The sequence below is a fragment of the Rhodopirellula sp. J20-39 genome, assembly GCF_057365095.1.
In genome coordinates, this window is record NZ_CP195123.1 from 7,529,991 (window position 1) to 7,542,193 (window position 12,203).

Below are 12,203 nucleotides of genomic sequence, written 5' to 3' on the forward strand. Positions count from 1 at the left end.
AGCCACGGCAGGAGATCGCATGAACAGACTGAGCGGACCCCCATCGATGGAACTTCCCGTGTTGCTGAAGCAAATTCGCCAGTGCCGAGAATGTGAAGCACATCTTCCGGCGGGACCCAGGCCAGTCGTGCAGGCCGCATCGGGTGCGAGAATCCTGATCATCGGGCAAGCTCCCGGTCGTCGTGTCCATCAATCAGGGATCCCCTGGGGCGATGCCAGCGGTGATCGTCTGCGAGACTGGATGGGCATCGGTCGTGACTCGTTTTATGATCCGAAGCGCGTCGCCATCATGCCAATGGGGTTTTGTTATCCAGGTAGCGGAGCCTCTGGCGACTTACCGCCCCGAAAAGAATGCGCCCGACTGTGGCATCAACCGCTTTTGGAACAGCTCACGTCGATTGAGCTGACGTTGTTGATCGGCAGCTACGCACAATCGCAATACTTGCCTGACGAGCGAAGCAACCCACTGACCACCAACGTCAAGAACTGGCGAACCTACGCGCCCGCGATTCTGCCGCTCCCACATCCCAGTCCGAGAAACAACGGATGGTTGAAACGCAATCCCTGGTTCGCAAGCGACCTGCTGCCCACACTGCGACAAGCAACAGTTGACCTGATCACGGTTGAGCCGTAGGCAAAATCACTGAGTTGGGCCACGCGTTTATCAGATTAGGTGCTTGGCGATCGAAGCGTCGACTGATTTCAATTGTTCAGCAATCAGGTTGGCAATCGCATCGGCACCACTGGGGCTGAAATGAGTTCGGTCGTTTTCGTCGAAATTGTAGGCCGCGCTAGCTTGGGGGCCGATCGCATTGTGGTGCTCAACACTGATCTGATACAGATTGATGAACGCGACGTTTTGTTCTTTCGCGACCGCTTGGGCGGCACTAGCGAACACCACTAAGCTAGCTTTCAAGCCCGATTCGCGAGGTAATATTTTACCGTCCTTCCCGAAATGGCGGCGAGTCACCGAACTGAAGACGACGGCCTTGGATCCCGCCTTGCGAATACGCTGAATGTACGATGTCAGCTTTTGCTGGTATTCGGTTGTGCCATAGCGTTTTTGATCGTTGTGCCCAAATTGGATGAACACATAATCCGGGGCCAGCTTCAGCAGTTCGTCCAGCCGATTGGAAAGTGAGTCTAAGGTGGCTCCGTTCTTGGCGAAATTGAGAACCGTGGTATCGGAATTGAAACGCTTTTCAATTGCGGGCCCCCAGCCGTACGTGTCCGCGACAGTGGAGTCGCCGATCAGGCCAATCGTCAACGCGTCGCTGGCCATCGATGTCGTCGGCAGAACGCAAACGAAGGGCAAGGAGCAGATCAGTAGGGTGAGTTTTTGGAACATCGGACAGCTCGGCCATGGCAGAGGGGGCGACGGAATTCGACAGGAAACACTTTAACGGGTGTTGAACCAGCGAAATCATACACAACTTATCGGCGGTGATCCGCCAACGCCTCAGCGATCTGGATGTCGAGTTGTTCCAATACCCTGAACAACATTTCGGTCGTCCCGTTTTTGCACTGGTTCACATCGGTGTAAACACGAGTGTCGTCGATACGCAGCTCAGGCAGACTAGCGATCTCGTGATCGATCGTCTTGGATAAAAGTGCCTTGGCGAGAATAGAGAGACGAATCGATGACGGAGGATGACAAGCTGGAGAAGAATTCTAACGCACTGTCGAATCAGGCGAGTGATTCGATTCGTGCCACTCATTGGATGGCACCGAACAGATTTCCTTCCGCTTTTCGGTACTCGTCGTAGGGCCAATCACACCTATCGATGGCCGTCATTTTGGACTGGGGCTCTTTTCGGTAGCGGGCTGTTGATTGGATTGGATCGCCCTTCCTTTGTCACTCCAGTATTGGAGGAATTCGGCGACGGCTGGCTTGAAGGGTGTGTCCGGCGTCGAGGCGGTCGGCTGGGCACCATCGGCATGCTGTTGGATCGTGTAGCCGAAATAGTGGCTGATCCAACCGTCCACACGGTCCTTCCCGCCCTCAATGAATTCGTCCATCTCTTGGAGCGTGTAGGTCAGTGGGAACGTCTCTTCAACCAGCATTGGTTTGCCGATGTCGTATATAGCTAGTGCGGCGATCGCGGCTTCCACCTTGTCTGCACCGGGGTAGGCATGAATGCTGACAAAGTCAAAGTGTTTGGCGATGTCGGGTGAGTAGAACAGTGGCTTGGCATTGGGCCACACCGGCGCCCACGGGATCACACCGACCGTGATGGGTGTCTGAGAATCTTCGCTACGGATCGCTGTGGTCAATTTTTTAACCCAGGCTGCGGCGATCTCGTGACTCGACCGACCGCGCGGCTGATGTGAGAGTCGCTGGACAAAGTAGAAGCCGCCCAGTTCGCCACCAACCCATTTCGGCTCGCCTGGCTTGGGTGTTCCACCGACGATGGGTTCATTCATCAAGTCGTAGCAAAAGACAGCGGGATGGCCGGCGCAGACTTGCGAGATTCTCTTCCACCATCTCGCCTGGGTATCCCATCGCTGGCCTTCGTCCATGGCGTCGTACCACTGCGGGATCTGATTGAGTCGATAACAACTTAGGCCGGTGATATCCAGGTACAGACCGACTTCCTGGGCCAGATCGAGCATCTTCTTCAATCGATCGAGCTCGGCTTGATCAAACTGGTCCGGCCCTGTCATGTAGGTGCCGAACTGCAGGTGGACGCGTACGACGTTCGCCCCCAGTTTCTGCATCTCACGAAAATCACGCTCGACGCGCTGCCAATCCTCGCCCCACGACTCCTCAACCAATTCACCAAACTTGCCGAGGTAATTAACCCCCCAAGGCGTAAACGTCTTGCCTGAGTCGGCGAATACAAAGTGTCGACCATCGTCGGCAATCCGCACGCGCAGCATGGATGATTCATCCGCCGCCGTGGCCACGCGAGCGTTGGTCATCGCGACTAGCGATAGAACTGGCAACACGACCGCCGCAATCATGCGGAATCGTAAAGTGGTTGTGCGGAGATTCAAATCCATTGGAAACACTTTCCTACGATGTTGACTGGCCTCGTTGCGATACGCTTTACACGCGGTGATCGGTGCCACGCCCCCAGTAAGAGCCTGTTTTCCTGCCTCATCTTTCTACCTCGTTTTTAGTTTCTGCTGGAGCCATCTAACGCTACACAATTGCTTGGGATGGCTCGAACAGGCGACTCCGCAACAAGGTGTTTGAAGGACTTTTTAGATGGCGAACCTTGACGGGTGGATTCAGGGATAATGAATTGAGTGGAGCACGATCTTAGAACTTGCAAATGGGATCGCTTCTTCTTGAGCGGGTTTGCCGTGCTTGTCCCCCCCTCACTCCCATTTGCCTGAACGGCTCTGCTCGCCCTCTCCCAACTTCGTCGGGCGGGGTTACTCGTTCGGAATGTATCAACGGCAACACTTCCAATTCATTCGCAGATGTGTGATCGGCGAAAGGTATAAGAAGGGACAGCCATACACCGGCGGTGGTCGTTGAGCTTGAAAGTCGCACTCAAACCACTGGACCACCCGACACCGCGAAAACGAGCCGATGAAGTCGCTGCTTCCGCCGAAGTGTCAGTCTTCCCCGTCGCTCTAGCTACAAGAATCACCAAACGGAACTGGTTCGCCCTACCTTTTGCCGGCGATCAGCATCATTTGTGGCCCAGGAACGAAAAAACGCCAGCAGCGGTGAGCCGTCGGCGTTTTGTTTGAGCGTCGTTTCCCCGCTAAATCACCGGGAAAACATAGTACGGATGAGAGGATTCGAACCTCCACGTCCTTATCGGACACTAGATCCTGAGTCTAGCGCGTCTGCCAATTCCGCCACATCCGCATGTGGACGGGTGAAGATATCCGCTGCAGGGACCTTCGGCAAGCCGCATCATTGGCTTGCTGCCCAAGCAATCCCTTGGCGCAGCAATGTGACGAATTTCGTGTTCGCGAAGTCCCGTGGATGCCCCAGCGAGGTGTAAAACGTGACTCCACCGTCAGATCGGCAAAAAGTCCAAGCGACCGGCTCAGGATCGACCCCGCTGGCGACTCCCATCAACAACAGTTCGGTTCCGGCGGCCAAAGGCGACGTTTTGTATAGCGAGCCACCCTGCGGAAACGTGATTCCGGTTGATCCGTTGACGCCTGAATCATTCAAAACGGGACCACTCAAGATGGGATGTCCGATTGCTTTGGGATTCGCCTGGACAATCGAGCTCAACTCATTGGAGTGATGGTTGGTATAGTGGCCACCTAGAACCGCGGCATCGAATTCAGGCCAGGCATCGAGACCGGCTGGTGGAGATTTTTTCCGCAGACAAAAGGCATGACTGGCCGTGCGAATGCCCACGACTGGCTTTCCCTCTCGAACGAACTGACGGACATGATCGAGCTGATCGGTGGGTAGCGTTTTCCGGCGGGTGCTGACCAACAAAACATCAGCATCGTCAATCTGTGCGATCCCTGGAAAATGGTTTTCACGTTCGGGGTCTTCAAGGATTGTGATGACGCGGTAATCATCACCGAGGTGCTGGGCCGCAAACCGCGGCAGTGTCACCGCGGTTTCGTACTCCACTTCGCCGATTAGCATTGCCAAAACAGGACGCTCCAAAGGCTCCACGGCGTCGCAAACTTTCACGCTACTGAACACGCCCAGCATACTGACAACAACAAATATTACCCCATCACGATTCAACTTCATGACCCTACGTTCTCTTTAACGGCTCGATAGAAAGCACCACTTTGTCCGACATCATTACTGCCGACGACACCATCGTAGCGATTGCGTCTCCGCTAGCGCCGGCGCAACGCGGAATTGTGCGGATGTCGGGCGACCAAGTGATGCAGATTCTCGAGAGCCGGGGACTGATCGAAACAAACGGCGGGCCCCAGACGACACGGCGAATCGAGACCACACTGGACTTAGGGCAATCTCTCGGCGAGGTCGACGTTAGTGTTCTGGTGTGGCCAACCAAGCGGAGTTACACCGGGCAACCGTCAGCCGAATTACACCTAATCGGCTCGCTACCCATTCTGGATGCGGTCGTCGCCAACATGATCGAAGCGGGAGCACGTCCCGCTCGTCCAGGCGAATTCACGATGCGGGCGTTCTTGGCTGGACGCTTGGATCTAACCCAAGCCGAGGCGGTGTTGGGCGTAATCGATGCCGAGGACGCGAGCACGCTGGAGCGTGCGTTGTCACAACTGGCCGGGAATCTTTCTCGTCCACTGCAACACGCTCGGGACTCGCTGCTGAATATGCTTGCCGATGTCGAAGCCGGGCTTGATTTCGTTGACGAAGACATTGAATTCATCGAAGACAGTGCATTGATCGAACGCTTAACTGAGCTCCGACTCGAGCTCGGCCAAGCCGCCGACCAATTACGTGAACGCAACGCACAGCACGCCACTTTGAACGTCGTCCTGCGAGGACTACCCAACGCGGGAAAAAGCTGTCTTTTAAATCGGCTCTCTGAAATTGACGCGGCTATCGTGGCCGACGAGGCAGGCACAACGCGCGACCTGATCACCGTGGAAGTGGAGTACGAAGATCACGCCTTCACACTGACCGACACCGCTGGCTTAGAACACCGCGGCCAAGACGAGCCGGACTGGCAAGTCATGTCCCAGGCGCAGTCACAGGCTAACCGTGCCGTTCAACTTGCCGATGTTTGTTTATGGTGCATCGACGCGAGCGACTCGTCCGCGACATCCGACCAACCGACTATCCCGTCACTCTCGGATGGCCGCAAACGGACCGCAACGGACCGAGTCGTGCTGACGAAGGCCGATCTTTTGGATTCACCGCCGATGTGGACAGGCTCCACGCCCAGCCTCACCGTTAGTTCGGTTTCGGGCGAAGGGATCGATGAGCTATGGAACATGCTTTTTACCATCGCTCAACAACACGACAGCAATGAAACAGGTGGCGTGATGGGCACGGCCGCCCGATGTCGCGATTCCTTACGACAATCGATCGACCACTTGGCGACCGCGATCGACGCGACCGAAAACCAAATCGGTCACGAGATCGTGGCCGCTGAAATGCGACTGGCCGTCGAACAACTCGGCGAAGTCACCGGTGAGGTCTACACCGACGACATTTTGGATCGGGTCTTCAGCCGCTTTTGCATCGGAAAATAAAGAACGCGAGGCAACCGCCGTTCAGCTATTAAAAAGGGCCTCACCATTACCCACGGTTGGGCCGAGGAATCTTGGTTCGATTTGGGTTCAGACCCTTAGCTTTCTTACCACCACGGCGTCCACGGCCTTGTCCGCCCGAGGTCGCTTTGGAATCGGAAATTTCAATATCCGAGAGCGGTTTGCCGATATGCTCCTTCAACTGCGTCACCCGGTCACGAAGTTTCGCAGCCCGTTCGAATTCCAAGTCTTCGGCTGCGGACAGCATTTCACGTTCTAACGCTTCGACGTATTCTAGCGTGATGTACGTGATCGCACTCTCTTCGTTTGCCTTGCGCTCCGCCTCGCGATGCTTGGCCGCGTCGGACTCGATTCCGGCACGCAGTTTCTTGAAGATTGTCTTGGGGACAATGCCGTGTTCTTTGTTGTACGCGATCTGAATCGCACGGCGGCGTTCGGTCTCGTCCATCGCCATCTGCATCGAGTCAGTGATTCGATCGGCATATAGAAAGACTCGCGAATTCGCGTTCCGAGCTGCACGACCGATCGTTTGGATCAAACTCGTTTCACTACGCAGGAAGCCTTCTTTGTCTGCATCGAGGATGGCGACCAACGATACCTCGGGAAGGTCCAAGCCTTCTCGCAACAGGTTAACGCCGATCAAACAATCGAACTGCCCGGTCCGCAATTCTTGCAACAAATCGACACGTTCGAATGCATTCAGTTCGCTGTGCAACCAGCGGCAACGCACGGCCTGTTCTTGGAAGTAGTTCGCCAAATCTTCGGCAAGCCGCTTGGTCAACGCCGTCACCAAGACACGCTCGTTCCGTTCAGCACGCAAGCGAATTTCGCCAAGCAGGTGATTGACCTGCCCTCGCGCCGACACAACCTCGACGATCGGATCGAGCAACCCGGTGGGACGAATGATTTGCTCGGTGACTTCACCACCGGTTCGTTCCAATTCGTAATCACTCGGCGTGGCACTGACGAAGCAAATTTGCCCGGTTCGCTCCACCCATTCTTCAAACTTCAGCGGCCGGTTATCCAACGCACTAGGCAAGCGAAAACCGTGTTCGACCAAAGTCATCTTGCGACTGCGGTCGCCCGCATACATGGCGCGAACCTGAGGCACGGTGACGTGCGACTCGTCAACAAACGTGACCATGTCCTTCGGGAAAAACTCGTACAGCGTGTCAGGCGTCGCACCAGGCGGTTTTCCCGACAACGGTCGCGAATAGTTTTCAATGCCGGGGCAATGCCCTACCTCAGCAAGCATCTCGAGATCGAACTTGGTGCGTGCCGACAACCGCTGTGCTTCCAGCAACTTGCCGCGACTTTGAAAAACCTCCAGTTGATCGGCAAGCTCTTGCCGCAGCATCTTCAATGCTCGCTGGATACGATCTTCGGGCATCACGAAGTGCTTTGCCGGATAGATGTATAGATCCTGGACCGTTTTGATGGTCTCGCCACTGACCGGCTTGATCAGCGAGATCCTCTCGATTTCATCACCCCACATTTCGATGCGATAGGCGAACTCTTCGTACGTTGGCCAGATTTCGATCGAGTCACCGCGTACACGAAACTTGCCACGTTCGAATGAAAAGTCGTTTCGGTCGTACTGCACGTCAACCAACTTGAGCAGCAAATGATCGCGGCGAGTTTGCTCGCCAACATGGACATCGATCACCAGTTGTTTGTAGTCCTCCGGTGAGCCCAGACCATAGATACTGCTGACCGACGCAACGATCACGACATCTCGCCGGCTCACTAGCGAACTGGTTGTTGCTAACCGCAATCGGTCAATCTCTTCATTGATCGAAGAGTCCTTTTCGATGTAAACGTCTCGCTGCGGGATGTAGGCTTCGGGTTGGTAGTAGTCGTAATAGCTAACGAAGTAATGAACCGCGTTGTTTGGAAAGAACTCTTTAAACTCACCGTACAACTGCGCCGCCAAGGTCTTGTTATGACTCAAGATTAACGCGGGTCGGCCCAGGTTGGCGATTACGTTGGCCATCGTGTACGTCTTGCCCGTACCCGTCGCACCAAGCAGGGTTTGCGCCGTCTTGCCGGCAAGGAACCCTTTGGTCAATTGTTCAATCGCGTGCGGCTGATCGCCCGATGGGGCGAACGGCTGGTTCAGATCAAAAACGTCGGCAGGCGATTTGGTATTGGTCATGCAAGTAGTGTAGCGTTCGTGTCGATGTTTGCCGCGTAAGAATCACACTGGGCAAGAATCACATTGTGCGAGAATCATGCCGTGCAAGGATCACACAGGGGGTCACGCGGTGCCGGGCTCAGGAAGTCGCGACGAGAATTTGGGCCAAGCCTTCGCGATAGGTGGGATAGTTCAACTTTGGTAACAGGTCTCGCTTCAAACGGCGGTTCCAAATTCGTTTATCGGTCTCGCTGCGAAAACGGACGCCCGAATCCTTCGCCGGATCAATGAAGCTGGGAAGCGGCGAACGCGTCTGACGAGCGATCTGCTGATAGAACTCGCGACGAACCACCGGCTCATCATCACTGACGACGTACAGCTTCCGGCGGTTCGCTGTTGGAAACTGGGTTGACCAAGACAAAGCCGAAATCACGGCCGCAGCAGCATCGTCAACATGGATCAGATTCAAGTGTCCAGTCGGCGGTGAGGCAATCGGACGCCCCGCCCGCACGTCGGCCGCGCGAGGGACGCGACCGGGACCGTATATGCCTGAAAGCCGCAAAATGCACCAAGGGGAATCGGGCAAATGAACTCGCAATTTCGCTTCGGCTTGCAAGTGAGCCTTCCCGCCTTCACGCGTTGGTTGGGTCGGTGAAGCCTCGTCCACCCATAAACCGCCGGTTTGATGATAGACCCCCGTGGTGCTGATATAGGCGACATCCGGGGCAACCGTCCCATGCAATTGGCCCGCTTGCCGCACCACGCCCAACAATCGGGCAAAACCATCAACCTGAGACGCGTATCGGTCGTACGGACCGTTGCGGTCATGGCTGACGGCGACGAGCACCCGGTCAATTTGATACGCCGCCATCGCCTCCTGCAGCCGGCTCAAATCGCGGGAGTCGTTCCAGTCAAAGCGAATCAGCTTGAGCCCAGCCTGACAGAGCTCGTCGAACTTGCCCCCTCGTGTGCCAGAATTCGGACTGCGGGTCGTCGCGGCAACCTTCCAACCAGCCGAAATCGCCTGACGAGCGACTCGCTGGCCCAGATATCCACACCCAACCACCAACAAACTGGGCGAGTCCGGTTCGGCAGTCACGCCAGACCCGCTAGCGATGGACGGCACAGCCCCTGGTGACACAGGTTCTGGTATTTCGGACTCCGTTATCACAGACCCCGGTGAAGAATTTGGCATCGAAGGCAATTCCGGTACAATAATGCGAAGAAGCGTGTGAGCTCGAATAACCGAGCTGACACGAATAACCGAACCATTGATCTTCCTCGACCGCCGTCAACGCGAAAACGGGGGGACTGCACAATGGGCCAGTGGTTCTCTACTGGCTACAATGGTGGGCAAGCTCCGACCGAGAGCGTGTGTGGCTGTCGCCCAACATTCACGATCGAACAGCTTCTTCGAATTGCTTCTCTTGCGAGCGGGAACACCTGATTTGACGTTTTTCAGCCAATCCATGAACCGATCGACCCGGCTTGTGGCTTTTCTGGCCGTCGCTCTGGGCGTTGCTCACGTTTCCTTTTGGAAAACAGCCCCCGAAGTTGTCGCTCAGGGAACTATCTTTCCGGGGCAAGTGATCCAGGGACAACCTTATCCTAACCAGGTCATCCCGAACCAAGTGGTTCCCAATTCGGGCCAAGTGGTTCCCAATTCGGGAAACAACGGCGTGGTGATTTCCGGATCTCAAACGCTTCCGCGCTCGTCATCCAATACGACCCAGCAAAATCCGCTCGGCGACCAAGAACAAGACGCCACGCAAGTTGACCGCGTCCGCCGCGTGCCCAAGGGAGACACCTGGGTGGAACCGCCGCCGGCGTTATTGAGCCTTCTGAATCATGGCGGCGTGCCAGATTCTTTGGTGACGCTGCGACTGCTTCAGCGACAACAGCAAATGATTGCCGCACGGGCTGCGGAATGCACGGTCAGCGTTCAGATCGGCCCGGCGCAAGGTTGTGGCGTGATCATCACTCCCACCGGCTACGTCTTGACCGCCGCTCACGTTGCCATGCGGCCTGGTAAGTCCGCGGTTCTCACGCTGGCCGACGGCCGCACGGTCACCGCGACCACGCGTGGCATGGACCGCAACGTTGACGCCGGACTGATGAAAATTGATTCCAACCAAAACAGCGGCAAGCCTTGGCCGCACGCTACGCTCGGCTCCAGCTCGAATTTAAAAACTGGCATGTGGTGCATCGCCACCGGCCACCCCGGTGGCTACGACCGAGGCCGCGGAATGGTGACCCGCGTGGGCCGAATTTTGGACGTACGCCCCGGTTCGCTAGTCACTGATTGTGCGTTGATCGGCGGCGATTCAGGTGGCCCGCTGTTTGATCTTTCCGGTCGCTTGATCGCCGTTCACAGCCGCATTGGCAACGATGTCGCCGACAACTTACACGTGCCGATCAACCACTACGACGACTCTTGGAGCCGGATGGACCAAGGCGAATCGTGGGGATTCCTGCCGGGATTCAAGCCGGCCTTGGGCGTCCGCGGTAACAGTTCCGACGTAAAAGCGTCCGTTAAAGAAGTCACGGCAGGTTCGCCGGCCGAAGACGCTGGCATCGAACCGGGCGACGTGGTCGAACGGTTTGGTGACATTCAGATCACGGGATTCGAATCGCTGAAGAAGGCGGTGTCCGACACCATGCCTGGCGAACGCGTTAAAGTTTGGGTTCGCCGTCAAGGCAACTTGGTTCAAGTCGTTGTAGAGATTGGAAGAGCCAATGACCTTCGTTAAAGACAACCGCATTAACAACCGTTCAATTCAATTTCCACAGTGTTTTCAAGCGTCACAGTGCCTCGCGATGGCGTTGGCTTTGTTGACGTGTTGCCAAACAACGGTTTGGGCACAAGACGATTCGCCCATTCCGGACTGGCTGAAACAGCGATTGGTGGATCGCGTTCTGCATCGTCGCGATAGCAACGAAATGATGCGATTGATGAACCCGATCGCGGAAGAATCGGAAGCCAGCGTCGTTGAGGTCATCAGTGGCGGGCGTCCGGTCGCGTTGGGCACCGTCGTATCCAGCGACTCGTCAAGCGAGCGTTCCTCCCCCAGTTCACCCGCAGCGACCTCATCTGATCCATCGCTTTTGCAAGACGCATACATCGTCACCAAACGCAGCGAACTTTCCGGCGATCCAATCCGCATCCGTCTTGCCGACGGTCGTCTGATCCCGGCGCGTGTGGCCGCCGTTCGGCGACGCAGTGACTTGGCTCTACTTGTCGCCCAGGTCGATCAAGCCACAAAAATTCAATCGTTGAAACCTGTGCGGTTTGATCGATACGTTCCGCTGATCGGGAGCTTTCTGATTAGCCCCGATCGAACCGGACGTGTGATCGGCTTGGGTGTCGTTGGCGCGGCACCCCGTAAGGTTTCTCACAAAGGACGACTGGGCATCGAACTCGAACGCATCAGCCAAGCGGGTGCTCGTGTTCGCAACATCATTCCCGACAGTGGCGCCGACGAAGCGGGCCTAGAACGGGGCGATCGAATCATCGCCATTGACGGTCGTAACCAAAACGATGTCCGCCAAGTCGTCAGCACGCTGAACGGCATGTTCCCCGGTGAAGTCGTTCAGTTGACCATTGAACGTGATGGCAGCACCGTTGATATCCCCGCTCGGATGGGTGAACTCGCCGTGATGCAGGAGTCCGAGAACGACGCCCGCGTCAACGGTGCTCGCAACATTCGACTGTCGGGGTTCGAGCAAGCGATCCAGCACGATATGGTACTGAATCCAGAACAATGTGGCGGCCCGATTCTTGATACCGAGAGCCGTGTCATTGGTCTGAACATCGCCCGCGCCGGACGCGTGGTCAGTTACGCGTTGCCAGCTTCCTTGGTGGCGTCGGAAGTTTCCAGCATGATCGCCGAAGCCGGCGGAAAGTAATTCAGGTTAACCCTCTTGG

The 12,203-nt window shown here is 56.2% G+C and carries 9 protein-coding genes and 1 tRNA gene; 4 read left to right on the forward strand and 6 right to left on the reverse strand.

The window, feature by feature from the left end; translation table 11 throughout:
• Positions 1–19 precede the first annotated feature (19 nt).
• A complete protein-coding gene (locus ACR3ZL_RS27150) occupies positions 20–634 on the forward strand; it encodes a uracil-DNA glycosylase family protein (protein WP_473649958.1) in 615 nt (204 codons plus the stop codon).
• 30 nt (positions 635–664) lie between these two features.
• On the opposite strand, the gene ACR3ZL_RS27155 is transcribed toward ACR3ZL_RS27150, so the two are convergent.
• The 4 genes from ACR3ZL_RS27155 to ACR3ZL_RS27170 all read right to left on the reverse strand — a co-directional run bounded on the left by ACR3ZL_RS27155 (position 665) and on the right by ACR3ZL_RS27170 (position 4,684).
• A complete protein-coding gene (locus ACR3ZL_RS27155) occupies positions 665–1,348 on the reverse strand; it encodes a rhamnogalacturonan acetylesterase (protein ID WP_486173121.1) in 684 nt (227 codons plus the stop codon).
• A gap of 443 nt (positions 1,349–1,791) precedes the next feature.
• A complete protein-coding gene (locus ACR3ZL_RS27160) occupies positions 1,792–3,003 on the reverse strand; it encodes a cellulase family glycosylhydrolase (protein ID WP_473649956.1) in 1,212 nt (403 codons plus the stop codon).
• A 738-nt stretch (positions 3,004–3,741) separates the two neighbouring features.
• A tRNA-Leu gene (locus ACR3ZL_RS27165) sits at positions 3,742–3,826 on the reverse strand.
• 48 nt (positions 3,827–3,874) lie between these two features.
• The gene (locus ACR3ZL_RS27170) at positions 3,875–4,684 is read right to left on the reverse strand and encodes a ThuA domain-containing protein (RefSeq protein ID WP_473649955.1); all 810 of its coding nucleotides are present in this window, start codon (positions 4,682–4,684) and stop codon (positions 3,875–3,877) included.
• A 41-nt stretch (positions 4,685–4,725) separates the two neighbouring features.
• Between ACR3ZL_RS27170 and ACR3ZL_RS27175 the strand changes: the two genes are divergently transcribed.
• Complete coding sequence (locus ACR3ZL_RS27175; RefSeq protein WP_473649954.1) at positions 4,726–6,126, forward strand: tRNA modification GTPase; 1,401 nt, start codon at positions 4,726–4,728, stop codon at positions 6,124–6,126.
• Between the two features lie 46 nt (positions 6,127–6,172).
• On the opposite strand, the gene uvrB is transcribed toward ACR3ZL_RS27175, so the two are convergent.
• Together uvrB and ACR3ZL_RS27185 are read right to left on the reverse strand one after the other, a co-directional pair.
• Positions 6,173–8,299 (reverse strand): excinuclease ABC subunit UvrB, encoded by a 2,127-nt coding sequence (gene uvrB / locus ACR3ZL_RS27180; protein WP_473649953.1) that lies wholly within the window; start codon positions 8,297–8,299, stop codon positions 6,173–6,175.
• A gap of 118 nt (positions 8,300–8,417) precedes the next feature.
• Positions 8,418–9,377: an SDR family oxidoreductase gene (locus tag ACR3ZL_RS27185; RefSeq protein WP_473649952.1), complete on the reverse strand. Its 960-nt coding sequence runs from the start codon at positions 9,375–9,377 to the stop codon at positions 8,418–8,420.
• 370 nt (positions 9,378–9,747) lie between these two features.
• On the opposite strand from ACR3ZL_RS27185, the gene ACR3ZL_RS27190 reads away from it, so the two are divergent.
• Positions 9,748–11,028: a S1C family serine protease gene (locus ACR3ZL_RS27190; protein WP_473649951.1), complete on the forward strand. Its 1,281-nt coding sequence runs from the start codon at positions 9,748–9,750 to the stop codon at positions 11,026–11,028.
• The gene (locus ACR3ZL_RS27195) at positions 11,015–12,184 is read left to right on the forward strand and encodes a PDZ domain-containing protein (protein ID WP_473649950.1); all 1,170 of its coding nucleotides are present in this window, start codon (positions 11,015–11,017) and stop codon (positions 12,182–12,184) included. The genes ACR3ZL_RS27190 and ACR3ZL_RS27195 overlap by 14 nt, the downstream gene beginning before the upstream one ends.
• Positions 12,185–12,203: the final 19 nt, after the last annotated feature.

Bases quoted from the DNA above. Each gene is read 5' to 3' on its own strand.
- ACR3ZL_RS27150 (WP_473649958.1), top strand. From the start codon at position 20: ATGAACAGACTGAGCGGACCCCCATCGATGGAACTTCCCGTGTTGCTG.
- ACR3ZL_RS27155 (WP_486173121.1), bottom strand. From the start codon at position 1,348: ATGTTCCAAAAACTCACCCTACTGATCTGCTCCTTGCCCTTCGTTTGC.
- ACR3ZL_RS27160 (WP_473649956.1), bottom strand. From the start codon at position 3,003: ATGGATTTGAATCTCCGCACAACCACTTTACGATTCCGCATGATTGCG.
- ACR3ZL_RS27170 (WP_473649955.1), bottom strand. From the start codon at position 4,684: ATGAAGTTGAATCGTGATGGGGTAATATTTGTTGTTGTCAGTATGCTG.
- uvrB (WP_473649953.1), bottom strand. From the start codon at position 8,299: ATGACCAATACCAAATCGCCTGCCGACGTTTTTGATCTGAACCAGCCG.
- ACR3ZL_RS27190 (WP_473649951.1), top strand. From the start codon at position 9,748: ATGAACCGATCGACCCGGCTTGTGGCTTTTCTGGCCGTCGCTCTGGGC.
- ACR3ZL_RS27195 (WP_473649950.1), top strand. From the start codon at position 11,015: ATGACCTTCGTTAAAGACAACCGCATTAACAACCGTTCAATTCAATTT.